Annotated in this window: 19 protein-coding genes; 7 read left to right on the top strand and 12 right to left on the bottom strand. The window is 58.6% G+C overall.

Annotation, left to right across the window (positions count from 1 at the left end):
• Positions 1 to 10 precede the first annotated feature (10 nt).
• From lpxK to AC2FLZ_RS06990, 5 genes are all read right to left on the bottom strand, one after another.
• Complete coding sequence (gene lpxK, locus AC2FLZ_RS07010; RefSeq protein ID WP_480517869.1) at positions 11 to 1,012, bottom strand: tetraacyldisaccharide 4'-kinase; 1,002 nt, start codon at positions 1,010 to 1,012, stop codon at positions 11 to 13.
• A complete protein-coding gene (locus AC2FLZ_RS07005) occupies positions 999 to 2,237 on the bottom strand; it encodes a 3-deoxy-D-manno-octulosonic acid transferase (protein WP_496715314.1) in 1,239 nt (412 codons plus the stop codon). Before AC2FLZ_RS07005 ends, lpxK begins: the two co-directional genes overlap by 14 nt.
• Positions 2,234 to 3,034 (bottom strand): inositol monophosphatase family protein, encoded by an 801-nt coding sequence (locus tag AC2FLZ_RS07000; protein ID WP_480493890.1) that lies wholly within the window; start codon positions 3,032 to 3,034, stop codon positions 2,234 to 2,236. The genes AC2FLZ_RS07005 and AC2FLZ_RS07000 overlap by 4 nt, the downstream gene beginning before the upstream one ends.
• Positions 3,021 to 4,367 (bottom strand): TldD/PmbA family protein, encoded by a 1,347-nt coding sequence (locus tag AC2FLZ_RS06995; protein ID WP_496715312.1) that lies wholly within the window; start codon positions 4,365 to 4,367, stop codon positions 3,021 to 3,023. The genes AC2FLZ_RS07000 and AC2FLZ_RS06995 overlap by 14 nt, the downstream gene beginning before the upstream one ends.
• Before the next feature lie 168 nt (positions 4,368 to 4,535).
• Positions 4,536 to 6,083 (bottom strand): DUF2125 domain-containing protein, encoded by a 1,548-nt coding sequence (locus AC2FLZ_RS06990; protein WP_496881999.1) that lies wholly within the window; start codon positions 6,081 to 6,083, stop codon positions 4,536 to 4,538.
• 107 nt (positions 6,084 to 6,190) lie between these two features.
• Between AC2FLZ_RS06990 and AC2FLZ_RS06985 the strand changes: the two genes are divergently transcribed.
• Genes AC2FLZ_RS06985 through AC2FLZ_RS06975 form a run of 3 tightly spaced genes read left to right on the top strand, consistent with a single transcriptional unit; the run spans position 6,191 to position 8,273 of the window.
• Positions 6,191 to 6,934 carry an SDR family oxidoreductase gene (locus tag AC2FLZ_RS06985; RefSeq protein ID WP_480474155.1) on the top strand — a complete coding sequence of 248 codons (744 nt, stop codon included), beginning with the start codon at positions 6,191 to 6,193 and terminating at the stop codon, positions 6,932 to 6,934.
• Positions 6,931 to 7,539, top strand: a complete 609-nt coding sequence (locus tag AC2FLZ_RS06980; RefSeq protein ID WP_480517858.1) for an enoyl-CoA hydratase/isomerase family protein — start codon at positions 6,931 to 6,933, stop codon at positions 7,537 to 7,539. The genes AC2FLZ_RS06985 and AC2FLZ_RS06980 overlap by 4 nt, the downstream gene beginning before the upstream one ends.
• Positions 7,536 to 8,273, top strand: a complete 738-nt coding sequence (locus AC2FLZ_RS06975; protein WP_496881998.1) for a VOC family protein — start codon at positions 7,536 to 7,538, stop codon at positions 8,271 to 8,273. Before AC2FLZ_RS06980 ends, AC2FLZ_RS06975 begins: the two co-directional genes overlap by 4 nt.
• Here AC2FLZ_RS06975 and AC2FLZ_RS06970 read toward each other — a convergent pair whose 3' ends face one another.
• Positions 8,274 to 8,570, bottom strand: a complete 297-nt coding sequence (locus tag AC2FLZ_RS06970) for an HNH endonuclease (RefSeq protein ID WP_480555027.1) — start codon at positions 8,568 to 8,570, stop codon at positions 8,274 to 8,276.
• Positions 8,571 to 8,618: 48 nt separating this feature from the next.
• Here AC2FLZ_RS06970 and AC2FLZ_RS06965 point away from each other — a divergent pair, with 48 nt between their 5' ends.
• Entirely contained in the window at positions 8,619 to 9,803 is a 1,185-nt protein-coding gene (locus AC2FLZ_RS06965; RefSeq protein WP_496881997.1) for a TIGR03862 family flavoprotein, read from the top strand.
• Between the two features lies 1 nt (position 9,804).
• Here the strand turns inward: AC2FLZ_RS06965 and holA are convergent, their stop codons facing one another.
• From holA to AC2FLZ_RS06945, 4 genes are all read right to left on the bottom strand, one after another.
• On the bottom strand, positions 9,805 to 10,833 hold the full coding sequence (gene holA, locus AC2FLZ_RS06960; RefSeq protein ID WP_496881996.1) for a DNA polymerase III subunit delta: 1,029 nt from the start codon (positions 10,831 to 10,833) through the stop codon (positions 9,805 to 9,807).
• Positions 10,830 to 11,321, bottom strand: a complete 492-nt coding sequence (gene lptE / locus AC2FLZ_RS06955) for an LPS assembly lipoprotein LptE (RefSeq protein ID WP_480517852.1) — start codon at positions 11,319 to 11,321, stop codon at positions 10,830 to 10,832. Before lptE ends, holA begins: the two co-directional genes overlap by 4 nt.
• On the bottom strand, positions 11,308 to 13,845 hold the full coding sequence (gene leuS, locus AC2FLZ_RS06950) for a leucine--tRNA ligase (protein WP_496881995.1): 2,538 nt from the start codon (positions 13,843 to 13,845) through the stop codon (positions 11,308 to 11,310). Before leuS ends, lptE begins: the two co-directional genes overlap by 14 nt.
• 72 nt (positions 13,846 to 13,917) lie before the next feature.
• Entirely contained in the window at positions 13,918 to 14,403 is a 486-nt protein-coding gene (locus tag AC2FLZ_RS06945; protein WP_480476837.1) for a DUF3576 domain-containing protein, read from the bottom strand.
• A 281-nt stretch (positions 14,404 to 14,684) separates the two neighbouring features.
• On the opposite strand from AC2FLZ_RS06945, the gene AC2FLZ_RS06940 reads away from it, so the two are divergent.
• Together AC2FLZ_RS06940 and AC2FLZ_RS06935 are read left to right on the top strand one after the other, a co-directional pair.
• The gene (locus AC2FLZ_RS06940) at positions 14,685 to 15,704 is read left to right on the top strand and encodes a porin (protein ID WP_496881994.1); all 1,020 of its coding nucleotides are present in this window, start codon (positions 14,685 to 14,687) and stop codon (positions 15,702 to 15,704) included.
• A 99-nt stretch (positions 15,705 to 15,803) separates the two neighbouring features.
• Positions 15,804 to 16,463 (top strand): YggS family pyridoxal phosphate-dependent enzyme, encoded by a 660-nt coding sequence (locus AC2FLZ_RS06935; protein WP_480625242.1) that lies wholly within the window; start codon positions 15,804 to 15,806, stop codon positions 16,461 to 16,463.
• Here AC2FLZ_RS06935 and AC2FLZ_RS06930 read toward each other — a convergent pair.
• Both AC2FLZ_RS06930 and ribA read right to left on the bottom strand, forming a co-directional pair.
• The gene (locus tag AC2FLZ_RS06930) at positions 16,447 to 16,947 is read right to left on the bottom strand and encodes a L,D-transpeptidase family protein (RefSeq protein WP_480625241.1); all 501 of its coding nucleotides are present in this window, start codon (positions 16,945 to 16,947) and stop codon (positions 16,447 to 16,449) included. The genes AC2FLZ_RS06935 and AC2FLZ_RS06930 overlap by 17 nt on opposite strands.
• Positions 16,944 to 18,035: a GTP cyclohydrolase II gene (gene ribA, locus AC2FLZ_RS06925; protein WP_496881993.1), complete on the bottom strand. Its 1,092-nt coding sequence runs from the start codon at positions 18,033 to 18,035 to the stop codon at positions 16,944 to 16,946. Before ribA ends, AC2FLZ_RS06930 begins: the two co-directional genes overlap by 4 nt.
• Positions 18,036 to 18,197: 162 nt before the next feature.
• Between ribA and AC2FLZ_RS06920 the strand changes: the two genes are divergently transcribed.
• Entirely contained in the window at positions 18,198 to 18,884 is a 687-nt protein-coding gene (locus AC2FLZ_RS06920) for a response regulator transcription factor (RefSeq protein WP_171724917.1), read from the top strand.
• Positions 18,885 to 19,155: the final 271 nt, after the last annotated feature.

The following is a 19,155-nucleotide window of genomic DNA, read 5'->3' as shown; positions in this document are numbered from 1 at the left end:
CCAGCCTGAGTTACTTTGGTGAAGGGACGGTTTTCAAAAGCATGTCCCTGACCACGTCGGCGTCTGAAATCTGAAGCCGAACCGGCAAAGTGATCACCTTGCTTCGGAAAGCGGGCGGCAGGCGAACGGCGTCTTTTTCGGTGGTGACCATCTGAGCGCTCAGCAAACGCGCCTCGTTTTCCAGCCGGGTCATCAGGGCCTGTGTCAACGGTTGGTGATCGTCCAACGCCTCGGCCCGGACCAGATCCACACCCAACCGACGCAGGGTTTGGAAGAACTTTTCGGGATAGCCGATTCCTGCAAACGCCAACGCACGCGTTTCTGACCAATCCATACCGGTTTGCAGGGGTTCGACTGCCCCGGTGACATGAGGAACGGTCAACCGGTCTTTCCAGTTGTTGGCAAACACCTTTTGTGCCGCCTCTTCACCCAAGGACAGCACAAGGTCGGCCCGTTGCAGGCCGGTATCGACCGGCTCTCGCAGTGGACCGGCTGGCAGGCATAATCCGTTTCCAAATCCGCGCTGGGCGTCCACAACGATAATCGAGAAATCCTTGGCGACCGAAGGGTTCTGAAAACCATCATCCAGAACGATCACCGTTGCCCCCGCCGCGGCCGCTGCACGCGCACCCGCCGCCCGATCCTTGGCAACCCAGACCTCGGCAAACATCGCCAGCAACAGCGGCTCGTCCCCCACCTCGGCGGCGGTGTGCCTGCCCGGATCGACCTGCACCGGGCCTTCCAGTGACCCGCCATGTCCTCGTGTCACGACATGGGGCTTGTGCCAGGCATTACCCAGTTGTTCGAGGGTCCAGATGACGGTGGGCGTTTTCCCGGTTCCACCTGCATTCAGATTGCCGATGCAGATCACGGGCACACCGGGATTTTCCCCCGATTTCGAGGCAATCCTGCGGGCTGTCGCTGCGGCATATAAGCGGCCCAGCGGGGCCAGCAGCCGTGCCCTCAGATCCGGCTGGTCCGGAGGAGTGTTCCAGAACTCAGGTGCCCGCATGATCTGCGCTCCTCTCGTCCAGAATATCCTGCACCAATTCGATGAGAGTGTCTGCCTGCGGCGCACCTTCGGTGATTATCTGCCATCCTGCCAAAGCCATGTCAGCGGCGCGGTCCGGTGCCAGAAGCTGTACGACGGCATCGCCCAACTCGGTTGCTGACTTGACCTCCTTGGCTGCGCCTGCCTGTTGCAGGTGGGCGTAAAGCTCGTGATGGCGATGCACGAATGGTCCAGAAATTATGGCAGACCCCAGCGCGATTGCGTCGGACGGGTCCTGACCGCCTGCACCGCGTTCCAGTGAACTGGCCATGAACGTCACTGCCGACACACGGTGCCACAACCCCAGATTTTCTGGGTCCGCAGTCAGAACGACCTGCGTGCTGTCTTCGATCAAGTCGCCATCGTCCCAGTTAACACAGCGTAGATCCATCGCCTCCAGCCTCCGTTTTAGGGGGGCAGCTTCGTGAACGTCGGCGACGTGAAGTACAAGAACCAGCCGGTGCAAAAGGCGCAATGCCTGACGATGTGCTGTCAGAACCGAAATGAACTCTTTGTCCTGCACCCAGGCAGCCAACCAAACAGGTCGCCCTGCAAGCGTGTGGTTGGTTTCGATCAGCTCGTCTTCTGGCCAAGGTCTTGGATTTGGGCTGATGCGCAAAGGCGGCGATTCTTCGACTGTTGAAAACGGGATGCCAAGTCTCCGGATGTGACGGGCGGTTTCAGAATTTGCAGTCAGTATCTTGCGAAAGCAGCTAAAGGTCACTCTGGTTATGTCTGGCAGCCAGCGCGCGTTCCGGGACAGTGCAACGGTAAACTGGGCGTCAAACAACACAAGGGGTACAGCCTGTTCATCGGCTCGGGTTATGATGTTGGGCATCAAATCACCGCCGACCCAAATCCCGATACCTGGGCGCCAGTATTCGATAAAGTCACGCGCGGCCCCGCTCTGTTCCTGAGGCAGGTTGATCAGGGGAAAGCTGCATTCCGGCCAGACAGACAGATCCGCGTCCGGCGGAGCGGTCAGTAGAAAATGCAGCTTGGATCGGGACTGAAGCAACCGGCGACAAAAATCACTCACCGCCCGCAGGCGGTCTGGCGTGGCGACGTGCATCCACACGACCTCGCCTTCGGGGCGTGGCAGGTCGGTTTTTACACCAACGCCGTTCCGCATTCTCCAGGACAGCACCCGATAAGCGGCAAGGCTTAATGAGCGCGGTTTGCTCATGCGCCGATTCCGGGCCCGATCGGGTCCAGCTGAGCAGACAGTTGCGCGTGGATCGCAGTGCTGGCGGCGATTACGCCATTCAGCCTGGGGTGGGCATTGTTGAAGATCAGCGGTTGACCCAAACGGTCTGAACAGACGCCGCCTGCCTCTCGGATGATCAGATCACCAGCGGCAATGTCCCATTCCCAGCTGGGGCGAAGGGTCAGCATGGCGTCGAACCGCCCCTGCGCGACCAGCGCCATGCGATAGGCAAGCGAGGGTCGATATGCGCGGTGGAAGGCTGGAACATTCTGATTGCGCCAGTGCTGTGCATCCAGATTTGGTTTGGCGGCCAGAACCTGCGATTGCAATAGCTCAGGCGTTTTCGATGTCGTGATCTTTTGCCCGTTGAGAGTGGCGCCCTGACCCTGCGCCGCAGCATAAAGCAAGTCGCGCATCGGCAGGTAGATTACAGCGGCAGTCACAATGCCATCGACTGCAACGGCCAGCGAATGCGCCCAGGTGCGCGCGCCTTCGGTAAAACTGCGGGTGCCGTCAATCGGATCGACGATAAAGGCGTTGCTGCGGTTCAACCGCTCGGGCGAATCCTCGGATTCCTCGCTGAGCCAGCCATAGCCCGGTCGCGCAGCGCACAGCTTTTCTTCCAGCATCGCGTTGACGGCCAGATCGGCCTCGGTCACCGGACCGGCGCCACCGGGTTTGTCCCAACGCTGTGCCTGCGTCCCGGAATAGCGTGTAGCGATCTTGCCGGCCTCAATCGCGGCCTCAATCAGAAGGGGCAGATCAGTTGCCGGCAAGTGTCATTCCTTCGATCAACAGCGACGGGACCACGCGCGACAAATATGGGCGGGCGTCATTGGCGGGAATGATCCGCCGCAGCATATCACGCAGATTGCCTGCGATTGTGCATTCGTTGACAGGATGCGTGATCACACCGTTTTCGACCCAAAAACCTGATGCACCACGGGAATAGTCGCCCGTATTGGGGTTGATCGTCGATCCGATCATGGACGTGACCAGCAAACCGGTGCCCATATCGCGCAACAGATCGTCGCGACTGCGGGTTCCCTGCGTAAGGCTCAGGTTCCAGTTGCTGGGTGAGGGTGGGCCGGACACACCGCGCGCAGCGTTGCCTGTTGAGTCCATTCCCAGCTTGCGGCCACTCGACAGATCCAATGTCCAGCCCGTCAGGACACCGTTTTCCACGATCACCCGGCGCTGCGTGGGCAGACCTTCGGCATCAAATGGGCGCGAGCCAGAGATACGCGGGCGGTACGGATCTTCGATCAGTGACAGATGCGCGGGCAGCACGTCTTGCCCCAGGCAATCCTTCAGCCAAGACGCGCCGCGCGCAATCGCGGCCCCATTGCTGGCGGCCAGAAGATGCCCGATCAGCGAAGACGAGATACGTTCATCAAACAACACCGGGAAACTGCCGGTCGCCGGTTTGCGCGCGCCAACCTGTTGCACAGCGCGTTCCCCTGCTGTGCGCCCAATCTCAGCCGCGTCGCGCAGGTCGGATTGAAACGTCCGGCTGTCACCGTCATAGTCGCGCTCCATCCCGGTGCCTTCACCCGAGATCGCAACGCATGAGATGGATCGGCTGCTGCGCTCATACCCACCGGAAAACCCGTTTGTAGCCGCCAGATGCACCCGGTGCGTTCCATAGCTTGCAGCCGCATCCGACACCTGCGTGACGCCTTTTACCGCCAGTGCTGCGGCCTCGGCGGCCAGCGCATCCTGCATCAAGCTTTCTGCGGACGGGGCCGGGGCGGAGTCCAGCAATTCCAGTGACTGAATATCCCAGTCACTGGCCAGTTGGCTTTTGTCCGCCAGCCCGGAATAGGGATCTTCGGGCGCTTCTTTTGCCATGGCCACGGCGCGTTCGGCCATCGCCGCAAGGGTTTCCGGGCGCCTGTCAGAGCTGGACACAATGGCTGACCGCTTGCCCAGAAACACACGCAAGCCCAGATCAGCGCCTTCCGAGCGTTCCGCATGTTCCAGTGCTCCGCCCCGCACATCGACCGAGACCGAGGACCCTTCGAGAACGATGGCATCTGCCGCTTCTGCGCCTGCCCGGCGAGCAACATCGAGCAATTGTTGGCTGATTTCTTCTGGTGAGCGGGTCATGAGGTCTCCGGGTTGATTGCCAAGGACCTAGCCTTGCACCGCCCGCCCCGCAAGACCTGTGACCGGATTGTGCTGTGTGGATCGGGATAAATCCATGCCGCTACCGGGTTTGGCACAAGGTTCACAGGAATGGAAAGGGCCGCACTGCGCGGCCCTTTCAGATAGGTATCACTTGATACGCTGGCCATTCGCCAAAACCTGACCGTCTTCCGTGAATTCGATGGTCGAGTTCAGGGTGTCAGGCTCATCGCCGGGGACAGCCATCAGACCCATCATCATCCGCGCGCCCAGTGCATCGTCGTCCGAAATGAGGCCCATGCCGATCAGCGTATCGATCAGCTGATTGGCGCCAACAAGTTTCAGGTTCGCCACGCCGCTTGGGCTAGGCATTCCGCCAAACTCTTCTGTGTTCGAATTGTCGAAGGCGAAATCGCCATCACCGGTCAGTTTGGCACCAACCAACGAAACCAGAAGCTGGCTGATTTTCAGCGAATGTAACTCACCCGGAGTCTCATCCGACTCAACGTCAATTTCCGGATCGAAGATGTTCATCAGAACTTTTGCCGTGCCGGTCGTTTCCAGCGCGATTGTCGCCGGATCGCGGGGCAGCGCGCCTGCCGGGTCAAAAATGCCCCACAGGACATCAGACATGGTGAAATCGGTCATGTTGAGGCCAAAGGCGAAGGGCTGTATTTCGTCCGATTGCTGGATCGGGAATTCGAAGTTCAACCCTGCACTGGCCATGGACAACTCGATCGGGAACGGCAGATCCGCTGTTGTCACCGCCAGTTTGGTGCTGTTCTGCGCGATGTCATAGGCGATGCGCTCGGCGTCGATGCTGGCGGCAAAGTGCCCACCCTCCGAGGTGCTGTTCATCGAGAACGCCTGTCCTTCGCTGGTCCCGCTCAGATCGGTGCTGCCGGATGCATAGGTAAACGTGCCATCAAAGGCGAAACCCGCTTGGTAAAACGCCTGCGGATCAGACATGTCAAAATCCAGTGGGATCACGTTTTCGCCTTCAAAGGCCAGTTGGCCCAGTTGGCCATTGATCAGCCCGCTTTCACCACTTTCCGGATCCTGAAAGTTCAGGTTATAGGTCAGTGTATCGCTGTTGAATATCTGAGTGATGTTTCGGTGTTCGCCGATTTGCATCCGCGACCGACCGGCCAGATCACCTGCTTCGACCGCGATGCTGAAAACCTCGTTCGGCAGCGGTTCGCCATCAACTTCAATCGAATCCAGTGCAATGCCCAGTTTGTCAGCGGTGTAGTCATAAGTCATGTCTTCGGGTGTACCCGAAACGACCATGTTCAGCTGGCTGTGCGAATAAATCACTTTGGCTGCAAACTCTTCATCGTCGGCTGTTCCCGTGACGTCCATGGGAAAGCTCTCGGGCAATCCGATGGTAACGGTTCCGTCACCATTTTCGGTCAGCGTCATTTCCGGCATGACCATCTGGAACTGCCCGTCTTCTTCCGGAAAGGTCAAAGAAAGTGTCATGTTCGAAATTGTGGTGACGTCACCGGCGATGCTTTCGTCGCCTGTAACGGTGTAGCCCATTGATGTGAAATAGCTTTGCCAGTCGGACCAGACATCATTTGCAGTAAGGTCGGCGAACGCGCCCTGGGTCGCGACGGCATAAGCCAGAACAGCACCGCAGCTGCGGTGGAGGAAAACGGACATAAGGTAACCCTTCTTGATCAATTTGCGGCGCATGGTCGGGGTTGTGGCACCTATCGTCAAGGGGGCAAGGGCTGGACCATTTCCCCGTTTCCGCGTTACGCCTGTTGCCGGGATCAATAACAATGCGTGAGGAGAGGCGAATGCAGGGGAAAACAGTTCTGATAACCGGGGCCAGCCGTGGCATCGGGGCCGAAGCGGGGCGCGTTTTTGCCGCAGCCGGGGCCAATGTCGCATTGGTGGCCCGCAGCCGCGATCAGATTGATGCCTTGGCCGCTGATCTGGGTGATCAGGCCATCGCGCTGGCCTGCGATGTCAGCGATTTCGCGCAGGTCGAGCAGGCTGTGGCCACTTGTGTGGATCGGTTCGGCGGGCTGGATGTTCTGATTGGCAATGCCGGTGTGATCGATCCGATCTTTCATCTTTCCAACGCCGATCCTGAGGCCTGGAGCAAAGCCATCGACATCAACCTCAAAGGCGTTTTCTACGGGATGCGTGCGGCATTGCCGGTGATGCGGGCCGCCGGGGGCGGAAGCATTCTGACCGTCTCGTCCGGCGCGGCGTCCAACCCGGTTGAGGCGTGGAGCCATTATTGCGCGTCAAAGGCCGGGGCAAAAATGCTGACGGAATGCCTGCATCTGGAAGAAGCCCAACACGGCATTCGCGCAATGGGGCTGTCGCCGGGGACGGTTGCCACGGATATGCAGCGGTCCATAAAGGCAAGCGGCATCAATCCGGTCAGTCAACTGGATTGGGAAGCGCATATTCCTGCAGATTGGCCAGCACGTGCCCTGTTGTGGATGTGTTCCAAGGGCGCGGACGAATACTTGGGAACGGAAATCTCGCTGCGCCTGGAAGACATCCGAAAAAGGGTCGGGTTGATATGATCGACCTGACGAAACAGGATGGCCTGTGGGTCGTTACGATCAACAATCCCGAAAAGGCAAACGCCCTGACCGGAGCGATGCTGAATGAACTGGCCGGGATTGCCGAGGCCGCAACCAGCGCGCGGGCGCTGATCCTGACGGGCGCGGGCAAAGTGTTCAGCGCGGGGGCCGATCTGGACGAGGCGCGCGCCGGTCTGGCCACCTCTGACGTCTGGGAAAGACTGTCCGGTGCCATCGCCGCATTGCCCTGTCTGACCATTGCGGCATTGAACGGCACTCTGGCTGGCGGGGCCAATGGCATGGCTTTGGCCTGTGACCTTCGCATTGCGGTGCCAACGGCCAAGTTTTTCTATCCGGTGATGAAGCTGGGGTTTCTGCCGCAACCGTCCGATCCGAAACGGTTGGCGGCATTGGTGGGTCCGGCCAGAACTAAGTTGATCCTGATGTCAGGTCAGAAGATCACCGCGCAAGAGGCGTATGACTTTGGTCTGGTTGATCGGATTGTCGAATCCGATCACCTGATGAAAACCGCGCGTGAGCTTGTGACAGACAGCGTGAACGCTGACCCCGTTATTGCCAGGGACATCGCAAGGATGTGTTCATGAGGATTTCGGCCATTCGGTTGCGGGTCACTGACCCGAAAAGACTGGCCGTATTCTATCGCGACGTTCTGGGTATGCGGGTTTACCCGCAGGGGTCAGGTTGCCGCGTCGGCTACAACTCTGAAGATGCGGACCTGCTGCTGCTGCCGGGTGGCGGCGGATACACCCATGACCGGGGCCAAAGATATTGGAAGATCGGAATTACCGTCCCTGATGTCGATCTTGCGGCAGCGCATTTGCGAGCGCTGGGTACTGCGGTAAGCGCGCCGAGCCAGTTTCTGGATATCGGGTACATGTGCCATCTGGCTGATCCCGATGGGTTTGTCATCGAATTGCTGCAACATGATTTCGAAGGCAACAAACCGGCACAGGTGGCAGATCCGGATGCTCCGTTTGCGCAGGCCCGGATCGGTCAGATAACCCTTCGGACCGGTGATATCGCGGGTGAGGACGCGTTTTGGCGCGCGCAAGGTATGTCCTTGCTGTCAATGCAAGAGGTGGCCCCCCATGGCTTTGATCTGCATTTCTATGCCTTTACCGACGAAACCCCTCCAAACGCCGATTTGTGGGCCGTCGAGAATCGCGAGTGGTTGTGGAAACGACCGTATACGACACTGGAATTCCAGCATCTTGCGGGTGCAGAGTTTGCGCCTGTACCGGATTACCGGGGAATAGAAGTCGAAGGGTTGGCCGCACCTTTGAAAGACGCCTTTGGCGATACGGTCTTGCCGGGCTGATCACCTGTTGCGTCGCTTGCCCGGAACTTTCGACCGAAATCCGGGTGGGCGTTCACGCACCCATATCAGGAATTTCTCAAGCCTGGGATGCGCGCGCAAGGCTGCGATCGTGTTGTAACAGCGCGCCAGTTCGGCCTCGGTCAGGGTGGCATGGACTTCTTTGTGGCAAATCTGGTGCAGAAGAACGGTGGGTCCGCCCTTGCCTCCTTTGAGTTTTGGGATCAGATGATGCAGGCTGCCACCCCCGCTGGGGATCGGGCGGTCGCAGAGCGGGCAGATCGGATCGTTGTTCGCCATGATGGTTTGAAACTTGCGCCGATAGATGGCGAAGGCAAGAGGGTGCGAATGGCGCAGGCAGTCGTGATCGGAGCAGGCCCCGCAGGGTTGATGGCGGCCGAGCAACTGGCCGAGGCCGGGCATTCCGTACTGGTTGCCGAAGCCAAGCCCTCGGTTGCGCGCAAATTTCTGATGGCAGGTAAATCGGGGCTGAACCTGACAAAGGACGAACCGCCTGAGACACTGATGCGGTCTTATGCCGATGCGGCGGACTGGTTGCGCCCGATGATCACCGCCTGTGATGCGCAAGCCGTGCAGCACTGGGCGCGTGGACTGGGACAGATATTATTCACAGGTTCTACCGGGCGGGTTTTTCCCGAGGCCATGAAGGCGTCGCCTTTGTTGCGCGCATGGCTTGCGCGACTGGGCACAGCCGGGGTTGAGATCAAAACCCGTTGGCGATGGAAGGGTTGGGAAGCTGATGCGCTGGTATTCGACACACCGGCCGGGCCGCAAAACCTGACTGCTGCTGTAACCGTGCTTGCGCTGGGCGGGGCCAGCTGGGCCCGCCTTGGGTCGGATGGTCATTGGGCGCAAATCCTGTCTGACAGGGGCGTCGAACTGGCACCGTTTGAACCTGCGAATTCAGCCCTGTCGGTGGACTGGAGCACTCATATGCAGCCACATTTCGGGGCGGCGCTGAAGTCGGTTCGGTGGAAGGCCGGTGACCTGGATAGCCGCGGCGAGGCTGCGATCTCGGCAACCGGGCTGGAGGGAGGGGGGCTTTACACTCTCACCCCTGCTTTGCGCAAAGGGCAGCTACTTTTTGTCGATCTGGTGCCCGACCTGGAACAGCAGTCCTTGCAGGCGCGTTGGTCTTCCAGAAAGTCGAAAACCACACTTTCGCAATGGTTGAGAAAGTCGTTGAACCTGTCACCGCAGAAGATCGCCGTGTTTCACGAGATGGCAATACGCAGTCACTTGCCGCTGCCCGGCGAAGTGACGGTCCTCAAGAAACTGCCAATCCTGCACGCGGGGCTGCGACCGATGGATGAGGCCATTTCGACGGCAGGTGGCGTGAAACGATCCGCGTTGGGTGACGGGCTGATGCTGAAGACCATGCCGGGCGTGTTCTGCGCCGGTGAGATGCTGGATTGGGAAGCGCCGACCGGGGGGTATCTTTTGACAGCCTGTCTTGCCACTGGCCGCTGGGCCGGTCGGGCCGCTGCCGATTGGCTGGATCAGGGCAAGTAACTCAGCGCGACCGCGCAAGCATCGCCAGACGAATCATTGCGCGCTCGACCAGTGCCATTGAGGGGGCGGTCTGTCCGGCGGAGCGCAGGGAGAGGTCGGTATCCGTAAGAACGGTCAGAGCAGTTTGCAGCTTGGGCGCGCCCCAGCCCTGTGCCTGACGCAGAATACGGTCACGCCGTTTGCCGTAAACCGGCGGGCGCAACTTGCCGATACCCTGCGCCGCACCACCGGGATCCGAGGCGCAGGCATAAAGGGTGCGGAAATGCCGGGTTGCCCCAATACACAGAGTTACCCCGTTGGTACCCTGTGCCTGCAACCGCCGGATCAGCGGTCCGATCTCACCGGCGCGGCCTTCTGCAACCACGTTCAGCACGTCGTCAAGCGCCGCCTCGGTCGAACGCGGGGTACAGGCTTCGATGTCTTCCATGGTCAACTCAGAGTTGTCACCACGCTTGTAAAGCGACAGTTTCTCAATGGTTTGGGTGAAGTCACCAGGGCTGAGACTGTTGGCCAGTTCGCTGATGGCAGACATGACATCGCGGGGGATGTTATTCAGATGCGCCTCGGTCAGAACCCGCTCGACCTCTGCGCGCGATGGCGGGTCGTCATAAATGCCGATCGCATAGGCCGCGGGATGCCCTTCGAACGCTTTGCGGATTTTTGAGTTTGGTTTCAGCTGACCAGCCGTCACGATGATCTGAGCGTCGCCGGGGGTCCAATCTTCAAGTGCGGCCAGAATCGCAGGCGAGGCGGTTTCGGTGGCGTCTTCCACAAACACCGCGCGCGGGCCGGGGAAAAACCCAACCGCCTTGACTGCGTCCAGCAGAGACGCCGGATCGCCTCGCAAGTCACCGCCCGGCAGACGGGTCAGGCGCATTTCCTCTTCCGCACCGGGACCAAGCAGGGCGGCCAGAACCTGTTGCCGCTTAAGCGCCACCCGCATGGCATCCGCACCATAGATCAGCAGCCCGGTCTTGTCCGCATCCGGCTTGGTGAAATACCCGTCAGCCTCGCGCGGGCTCAACTTCATTTGGACAAGCCCGGTGTTGAATACAGGCGGTTCACTATATGCCCGGACAGGATCACCATCAGGCGTTCTTTCGCATCGCGTTCGTCAGCCAGCGTCGACACGGTAGAGCCCGAAGCAGAATAGCCCACAAAATCGGTTACGGTGCCGGACGCTGCGACTTGCCCGGTCTCATTGGATTTCAACGCGTATTGGGCCCGTCCATCAATCGTGTACCGCGTTGTCTCGTTCGTCGTGGTTATGGCCGCGCCGCGGGTTTCGGTCGAGACCTGAACATCCAGAGCGTAATCGCTGATAGAGCCCGCGCTGCGGCCCAGTTGTTGTTCAAGGTTCTGAACCAGAAGATAGCTTTCAACGGTATTTGGCGCAGATACCGCCACCCGACCGAACAAGGCAGAGCCCGACCCACTCGGAGCATAAACCGGTTGAAAGCCGCAGGCAGCCAGCGCCAGCGGCATCACAAGCAATGTTCTGCGATCAAACAACGACATTCACGATCCGGCCCGGAACAACGATAACTTTCTTCGGCGCGTTGCCATCCAGCGCCTTTTGGACAGCTTCGGTGCTGAGCGCGATATTTTCAACCTCGGCTTTGTCCATATCTTTTGGAACGCTGATTTCCGCGCGACGCTTGCCGTTGATCTGGATCGGCAGGGTGACGGTGTCATCAACCAGCATCGCTTCATCTGCGACGGGCCACGGGGCGACAGCCACAAGGCCCTCACCGCCCTGATGCGCCCAGATATCTTCCGCCAGATGTGGCGTCATCGGCGACATCAACTGGGCCAGTGTTTTGATTGCCTGTTTCTGAGCCGCCGCACCGGCCTTGGATTTTGCCAGTGTATTGGTGAAGGCGTATAGTTTGGCGATGGCTGCGTTGAAGCCAAAGCTTTCGACACCCAATGTCACGTCGCGGATGGTTTTGTGCATCTCGCGCAACAGATCCTCATCGGTTTCGCCCGCTGCATCGGCGTCCATGGCGCCGATCCTGTCACACAGGTTCCAAACGCGATTCAAGTGCTTATAGGCGGCTTCGGCCCCTGCCGCCGTCCATTCCACGTCCCGCTCGGGTGGCGAATCGGACAACACGAACCAGCGGGCCGTGTCGGCCCCAAAGGCCGAAATGATGCTGACCGGGTCGACCACGTTTTTCTTGGATTTCGACATCTTGGCTGAGGGGATGATTTCGACCTCTGTGCCATCGGCCAGTTTGCCGTTGGTTACATCCTCGGGCAGGTGATAGACCGGGCGGCCGTTGGCGTCGCGCGTCTGGTAAATCTCATGCGTCACCATGCCTTGCGTGAACAGCGCGTCGAACGGCTCGATGGCCTTCGTCGGCAAGTGCCCGGTGAGGTGCATCGCCCGCGCAAAGAACCGGGAATAAAGCAGGTGCAGAATCGCGTGCTCAATGCCGCCGATATACTGGTCGATATTCATCCAATATTCGGCCTCGGCCAGATCGGTGGGTGTTTCCGCACGCGGAGCGGTAAAGCGCGCGAAATACCACGACGAATCGACGAAGGTATCCATCGTGTCGGTTTCGCGCTTGGCCGGTGCGCCACAAGACGGGCAGGAACAATCGCGCCAGGTCGGGTGGCGGTCCAGCGGGTTACCCGGTTTGTCGAATGTGACATCGTCGGGCAGGCGGATTGGCAGGTTTTCTTTTTTCTCGGGAACCACACCGCAGCTTTCGCAATGCACGACGGGAATCGGACACCCCCAATAGCGCTGACGGCTGAGGCCCCAGTCCCGCAGACGGTATTTGGTGACACCCTCGCCCCAACCGGCTTGTTCAGCAAAATCGACGGTGGCGTTGATGGCTTCTTCGCCTGTCGCTTCGGTCAAACCGGCGAAGTGGTTCACCCAGCGGACTTTCTCGGTTTTCGGCGGGACGAATGCAATTTTGTCGACCGGCGTGTCGTCATCCAGTGTAAAGAATGTGTCGACTACGGGAAGGCCGTATTTGCGGCAAAAGTCGAGGTCACGCTGATCATGCGCAGGGCAGGCAAAGATTGCGCCCGTGCCGTAATCCATCAGGATGAAATTGGCGATCCAGACCGGCAGTTCCCAGCTCGGGTCCAGCGGGTGCTTGACCTTGATGCCTGTGTCAAAGCCCAGCTTTTCTGCGGTTTCTATGGCTTCCTCAGTGGTACCACCTTTACGACATTCGGCCACGAATTCAGCCACTTCTGGATTTTCGGCTTCAAGCTGTTTTGCGATCGGGTGATCGGGCGAGATGCCAACGAAAGATGCGCCCAGCAGCGTGTCGGGGCGGGTTGTATAGACGGTGATCGGATCGCCGCCGTCTGTGCGTTCAAAGCCGAATTGCAGACCACGGGATTTGCCGATCCAGTTCTCCTGCATCAGGCGCACTTTGGTGGGCCAGTTGTCCAGAGTGTCCAGCGCATCCAGCAATTCTTCGGAATAGTCCGAGATCTTGAAGAACCACTGGGTCAGCTCGCGTCGCTCTACCAATGCACCCGAACGCCAGCCACGACCATTTTCAACCTGCTCGTTGGCCAGAACGGTCATGTCGACCGGGTCCCAGTTCACCACAGCGTTTTTGCGATAGACCAGCCCGGCATCGAGCATATCGAGGAACAGCGCCTGTTGCTGGCCGTAATACTCGGGGTCGCAGGTCGCGAACTCACGAGACCAGTCGATGGACAGGCCAAGTGGTTTCATCTGGTCGCGCATGTCGGCGATGTTGCTGTAGGTCCAGTCCTTCGGATGACCCCCGATGGCCATCGCGGCATTTTCCGCAGGCATCCCGAATGCGTCCCAGCCCATCGGGTGCAGCACGTTATGGCCCGTCGCCAGCTTGTGCCGGGCGATCACGTCACCCATCGTATAGTTGCGCACATGCCCCATATGGATTCGGCCAGACGGGTAGGGAAACATCTCAAGCACATAGTATTTCGGCTTGTCCGCCTTGTGGTTAGCGGTGAAGATCCCGGCCTTGTCCCAGGCCTCCTGCCATTTTGCTTCGATTTCAGTGGCCGAGTAGCGCGACATTGTGCGGTCCTTCGTGAATGAAAACGCCGGGTAGGAACCCGGCGTGGTAATATTGTGATTTTCGGCGGGTTGCTAGAACTTGTTGTCTGCTATGCGTAGTTGCCGGGCGCGCGACAGAATCGCATCCTCGACTGCGCGGGATGTTGCCGCACTCACCGGAGCCCCCCCGCTTGATTGCAGCGCAACCGACAAAGAGCGCGCGGCAAGCGCCGGATCGCTGATATGAACAGTTGCCCGGTAGGATCGGCCGCCGCCCGGAGGCGTGCCATAACCCGTTACGATTACACCGGTAAACGGATCAACCTCTTGCACTGGCAGGAAGCTCAGCACATCCAGCGAAGCCGCCCAAAGATACCGGTTCACGTTTGTTGTCTGTTCGGCGGTGCTGCGGTCAAAGATGTCCCAGATAGTTGCCCGCTCGGGGTCATTCAGCTCCTGTTCGTCCGAATTGCCGCCAGCGATGTTGGGGGAGTATGTTGTTGAAGCGTTTCGATTCTGCCCACATGCCGAAAGAGCGGCGGTCAGCAGGATCATTCCCAAAATCGTCGGCAGGCGCATTGCAAACAGGTCCTGTTTCACATGTTCTACAGTATTCAGGGGATACTCCTAGCCAAGGACCCCCGCTGCAACAAGCCCATTCTTCTGAAATGTAAGTGTATCAGCTGCATCGGGGCGAAAGCTGACTGTGGCATCCTTGCACCAATTTGACCTCAATGACGCCCACGTCTTTATGCCAAGCTTGCGCAAAGGGGGCAAAAAGAGCGAAACGGTGTCCGTGCTGAGACATGTGCCGAGGCATATGTCGAGTAGATAACTCTTTTGAAACCGAGGGAAACAAGATGAAAAAAGTTCTCTTCGCATCGACGGCGCTGATCGCGACCGCAGGCGTTGCAGCAGCTGAAATTAACTTCAGCGGTTATGGCCGTTTTGGTATTGGCTACGTTGAAGATCGTAGCGGTACCGTTGTAAACATCCAGACAACCGGTACCGCGACAGGCGTTGGTACTGCTGTTGTTCAAACTGACGACGCGATCCTGGTTTCGCGCTTCCGTCTGAACATCGACGGCATTGCAGAAACCGACGGTGGCGTTCGTTTCGAAGGCCGCGTTCGTCTGCAAGCTGACGAAAACAGCGGCACCGGCGAAGCAAACTCTGCCGGTCTGAACGGCGCACGCTTCTCGGTCATCTACGGTGGCCTGCGTGTTGACGCCGGTAACGTTGCAGGTGCCTTCGACAACCTGGCAAACTACTACGGCAACGAAGTAGGTCTGGAACTGTTCGCAGGTCAGTACTCGGGCGTTGACTACAGCTTCCTGGGTTACTCGTCGACCGGTTCGGGTTCGAACGCCGTGTTCTTCCAGTACTCGGTTGGTGACTTCTCGTTTGGCGCATCGTACGACCAAGCGACTGTAGCTCTGAACGGTGCACCTGTTGACGCTGACCGTTGGGACATCAGCGCAACCTACACCTTCAACAACATCACAGCTGCTTTGGCCTACGGCCAGACCGACGCTGGTGTTGCTGGTGTAAGCGATCCGAGCCTGACCGTTCTGACCCTGGGTGGCGAATGGGGTGACTTCTCGGGTACTCTGTTTGTTGCAGACGACGCAACTCAAGTTACTGCAACTGACGGTACCGCATGGGGTCTGTCGGCTGCCTACAACCTGGGTGCTGCAACCACCCTGCTGTTCACCTACGGTGACGGTAACGCGTCTGCTGATACTCAGCAGGTTGCTGTTGGCGCGATCTACGACCTGGGCGGCGGTGCATCGCTGCGCGGTGGTATCGGTGTCAACGACTGTGACAGCTGCACAGACTCGACCATGGTTGCTGACTTCGGTGCTCAGTTCAACTTCTAAGCTGATCTGAACCGCAAGGTTTAAGGGCGGGTCTTCGGACTCGCCCTTTTCTTTTGCGCCGACTTGGTGTTTTTCTGCGCAAAACAGGATGAGGGTCCCATGTCGCTGCAAGACATCACCGCACGTATCGCCAAAGCCGAAGCCAGGTCGGACAGACCGGCTGGTTCTGTCAAACTGATTGCCGTGTCCAAAGTGCAGCCGAATGAAAGGGTGCAGGCGGTTCTTGAGCAGGGGCACAGATGTTTTGGCGAGAATCGCGTGCAGGAAGCAGCAAGCAAGTGGCCCGCGTTCAAAGAACAGTTCGAGGGTATTGATCTGCACCTCATTGGCCCGTTGCAGACCAACAAGGCCCGTCACGCGATGGAACTGTGCGATGCGATCCATTCGGTAGATCGACCCAAACTGGCCAAGACACTGGCGCGTTTGGCACAGGAAATGGGAACCTGTCCGGACCTGTTCATTCAGGTCAACACCGGTGAGGAAGACCAAAAGGCCGGTATCCTTCCTGCGGACGCGGATGGTTTCATTGCCGAGTGCAGGTCATTGGATCTGCCTGTGTGTGGATTGATGTGCATTCCCCCGGTCGATGAAGAGCCGGCTTTGCACTTTGCGCTATTGGCCAAAATCGCCGCACGCAACGGGCTTGATGGATTGTCTATGGGAATGAGTCAAGATTTCGAACAGGCCATCGCCCTTGGCGCGACACATGTGCGCGTTGGCTCGGCCATCTTTGGCGAACGGGTTAAACCTCAGGAATGATCAGCCGTGATCCGGGGGCAATGCGCCCTGCGATCCAGTGCAGATGATCCCGGCGAAAGGCAATGCAGCCTTCGGTTGGATAACCGGGTCTGCGCCATTGGTGCAGAAAAATCGCTGACCCTCTGCCCGGAACCGCGTTTGGCCAGTTCCAGTCGGTCAACAGAATCAGATCATATAACGGGTCGGCGCGGCGCAGCTTTTCGTGGCTGAATGCATAGGGTGCGCTGACCATGTGGTTGTATCTGCTTTCAGACACGTCGTCAGACCACAAGTCCCGTGGGCCAATGGCACGGGCCCATTTGCTGGGGGCGGCCATTCGGTCGGCCCGGTACAGCATACCGACGATTCGATGATGTCCAGTTGGGGTCGCGCCATCGCCTTCGCGTTTTGCGTTGCTCAACCCGCCTTTGCCCACGGAGCAAGGGAACTCCCTGCCAAGAAACCGGATGCCGCGCGGGGTCAGAACAAGATCGCCTGGGGTCAAAGCAGATGCCCTGATTTCTTGGCCTTGGTTGCCAGGTATCCCCGGTTGTGAGAGGTTTCGCCAACCCTCAGAGGGACACGCTCGGTTACTGCGATACCTGTTCGCTCCATCATGGCGATCTTGGCCGGGTTGTTGGTCAGCAAGCGGACAGAATTGAAGCCCAGCGACTTCAATATGTCCGACCCAAGCCGAAAATCGCGTTCATCGTCCTCAAAACCCAGCCTGTGGTTCGCCTCAACAGTGTCAAAACCCTGATCCTGAAGGAAATAGGCGCGCATTTTGTTGGCCAGACCGATACCGCGCCCTTCCTGATTCAGGTACAAAAGAACGCCTGCACCTTCTGCCCCCATCTGTTCCAAGGCACCGCGCAGTTGCGGGCCGCAATCACATTTCAGGCTTCCCATCAGATCGCCGGTGAAACAGGCAGAATGCAATCGGGCCAGCACAGGCTTGTCGCGGTCTGGGCGTCCGATCTCGACGGCGTAGTGCTCTTCACCACCGTCTTCAGGGCGGAATACGTGTAACCGACCGGCTTCGGACACCTCCATCGGAAGGCGGGCCGCGACGACTTCGTGCAAACTACTGCGATCCGCCAGATGAGGTGTGGCGCGCGTGTGATCAATGCAGGTCAAACCGAGCGAAGCGGCAAATGCCCTGCCGTCCTCGACAGGTACCACGACCACAGCGGGAAGGATGCGCGCGGATTTGGCCATTGCAATTGCGATACGGTGCAGATTGGCATTGCCGTGCCGCTCGGTCATCAACGGGCCCTTCATGGGCGCGTTCAGATCGTCGGAAGGATCAGCAACCGCCTGTACCCATGCGATATCCGCATCCGCCGGGATCGAAACCCGCGCCAGATCCCCGTCGTACGCCCGCGCTTTCAGGGTTTCAGCACGTCGCCCAGTTATGGCCACCACCGGATTCCCTAGTTTTTTCAGGTCGGCCAGACGCTGCGGGCTGAGCGTTTCTGCAGAAACCGCAAGCACGCTGAAGCCACTGTCATCGGTCAGCGCAACGGGAACGCCCATGCGCAGATCAGCCCGAGCCCGGGCGAGAAGTTCCGTGATATCGGGGATGAGACTCATCAATGTTACCCTATAACGCTCAATCTTTCTCCTAGCCCTTTCGAAAGGAAATGTGAAACATTTCCGCGAACTCTGACACGAAGGCGTGAAACGGTTGCAGCAAATCTTGTTGATTGCATATTCCACGCGCAAGTGATGGAAAAGCGTTTGGAGGACCGGGAAATGGCTCAACTCAAGAAAATCCTGCTGGTGGACGATGACGAGGACCTGCGCGAGGCGCTCAGCGAGCAACTTGTCATGACCGAAGACTTTGACGTGTTCGAGGCGTCAGACGGTCACTCTGCCATGGAGCGCGCGCGCGAAGCGATCTATGACCTGGTCATTCTTGATGTGGGTCTGCCGGATACCGACGGGCGCGAACTTTGCCGCCTCATGCGCAAACAGGGTGTCAAAAGCCCGATCCTGATGCTGACCGGTCATGACAGCGATGCCGATACGATCCTGGGCCTGGATGCCGGCGCGAATGACTATGTTTCGAAACCATTCAAGTTCCCGGTGCTTCTGGCACGTATCCGTGCGCAGCTTCGCCAGCACGAACAATCCGAGGACGCTGTATTTGTACTTGGCCCCTATACGTTCAAACCGGCGATGAAGATGCTGATCACGGAAGAGGACAGAAAAATCCGCCTGACCGAGAAGGAAACCAACATCCTCAAATTCCTGTACCGCTCGACCGACGGCGTGGTGGCGCGGGATGTGCTGCTTCACGAAGTTTGGGGATATAATGCGGGTGTTACAACGCATACGCTGGAAACCCACATCTACCGCCTGCGTCAGAAGATTGAGCCCGATCCGTCAAATGCGCGCCTTTTGGTCACAGAATCCGGTGGATATAGGCTAGTGTCTTAACTGGGTGTGGATTGACTTGGATCAAAGTGATACCCTGTACTCATAATTAGGTTACTCCCAACCCGCGCATGTCCGGGTTATGACATGCACCTCCCTGTTGGACTGCCGGGCCGAATGGCCCGGCTTTTTTTGTCAGGGGTGGCGAGTTGAAGTCCGCTTTGAGCCGATTCTGTTGAAAAACAACGTGTTGCTGACGCAGAAAGTAGTCATCTGAGCTGAGTGCGATTGCCTTTCTTATCAGGTCTTTCGCGTTTGCTGCGGTGCAGGAATG

The organism is Ruegeria sp. YKSF131 (assembly GCF_059612645.1).
This window is presented reverse-complemented; position numbering and strand designations above follow the sequence as displayed.

Bases quoted from the DNA above. Each gene is read 5' to 3' on its own strand.
- lpxK (WP_480517869.1), bottom strand. From the start codon at position 1,012: ATGCGGGCACCTGAGTTCTGGAACACTCCTCCGGACCAGCCGGATCTG.
- AC2FLZ_RS07005 (WP_496715314.1), bottom strand. From the start codon at position 2,237: ATGAGCAAACCGCGCTCATTAAGCCTTGCCGCTTATCGGGTGCTGTCC.
- AC2FLZ_RS06995 (WP_496715312.1), bottom strand. From the start codon at position 4,367: ATGACCCGCTCACCAGAAGAAATCAGCCAACAATTGCTCGATGTTGCT.
- AC2FLZ_RS06990 (WP_496881999.1), bottom strand. From the start codon at position 6,083: ATGCGCCGCAAATTGATCAAGAAGGGTTACCTTATGTCCGTTTTCCTC.
- AC2FLZ_RS06985 (WP_480474155.1), top strand. From the start codon at position 6,191: ATGCAGGGGAAAACAGTTCTGATAACCGGGGCCAGCCGTGGCATCGGG.
- AC2FLZ_RS06980 (WP_480517858.1), top strand. From the start codon at position 6,931: ATGATCGACCTGACGAAACAGGATGGCCTGTGGGTCGTTACGATCAAC.
- AC2FLZ_RS06975 (WP_496881998.1), top strand. From the start codon at position 7,536: ATGAGGATTTCGGCCATTCGGTTGCGGGTCACTGACCCGAAAAGACTG.
- AC2FLZ_RS06970 (WP_480555027.1), bottom strand. From the start codon at position 8,570: ATGGCGAACAACGATCCGATCTGCCCGCTCTGCGACCGCCCGATCCCC.
- AC2FLZ_RS06965 (WP_496881997.1), top strand. From the start codon at position 8,619: ATGGCGCAGGCAGTCGTGATCGGAGCAGGCCCCGCAGGGTTGATGGCG.
- holA (WP_496881996.1), bottom strand. From the start codon at position 10,833: ATGAAGTTGAGCCCGCGCGAGGCTGACGGGTATTTCACCAAGCCGGAT.
- lptE (WP_480517852.1), bottom strand. From the start codon at position 11,321: ATGTCGTTGTTTGATCGCAGAACATTGCTTGTGATGCCGCTGGCGCTG.
- leuS (WP_496881995.1), bottom strand. From the start codon at position 13,845: ATGTCGCGCTACTCGGCCACTGAAATCGAAGCAAAATGGCAGGAGGCC.
- AC2FLZ_RS06945 (WP_480476837.1), bottom strand. From the start codon at position 14,403: ATGCGCCTGCCGACGATTTTGGGAATGATCCTGCTGACCGCCGCTCTT.
- AC2FLZ_RS06940 (WP_496881994.1), top strand. From the start codon at position 14,685: ATGAAAAAAGTTCTCTTCGCATCGACGGCGCTGATCGCGACCGCAGGC.
- AC2FLZ_RS06935 (WP_480625242.1), top strand. From the start codon at position 15,804: ATGTCGCTGCAAGACATCACCGCACGTATCGCCAAAGCCGAAGCCAGG.
- ribA (WP_496881993.1), bottom strand. From the start codon at position 18,035: ATGAGTCTCATCCCCGATATCACGGAACTTCTCGCCCGGGCTCGGGCT.
- AC2FLZ_RS06920 (WP_171724917.1), top strand. From the start codon at position 18,198: ATGGCTCAACTCAAGAAAATCCTGCTGGTGGACGATGACGAGGACCTG.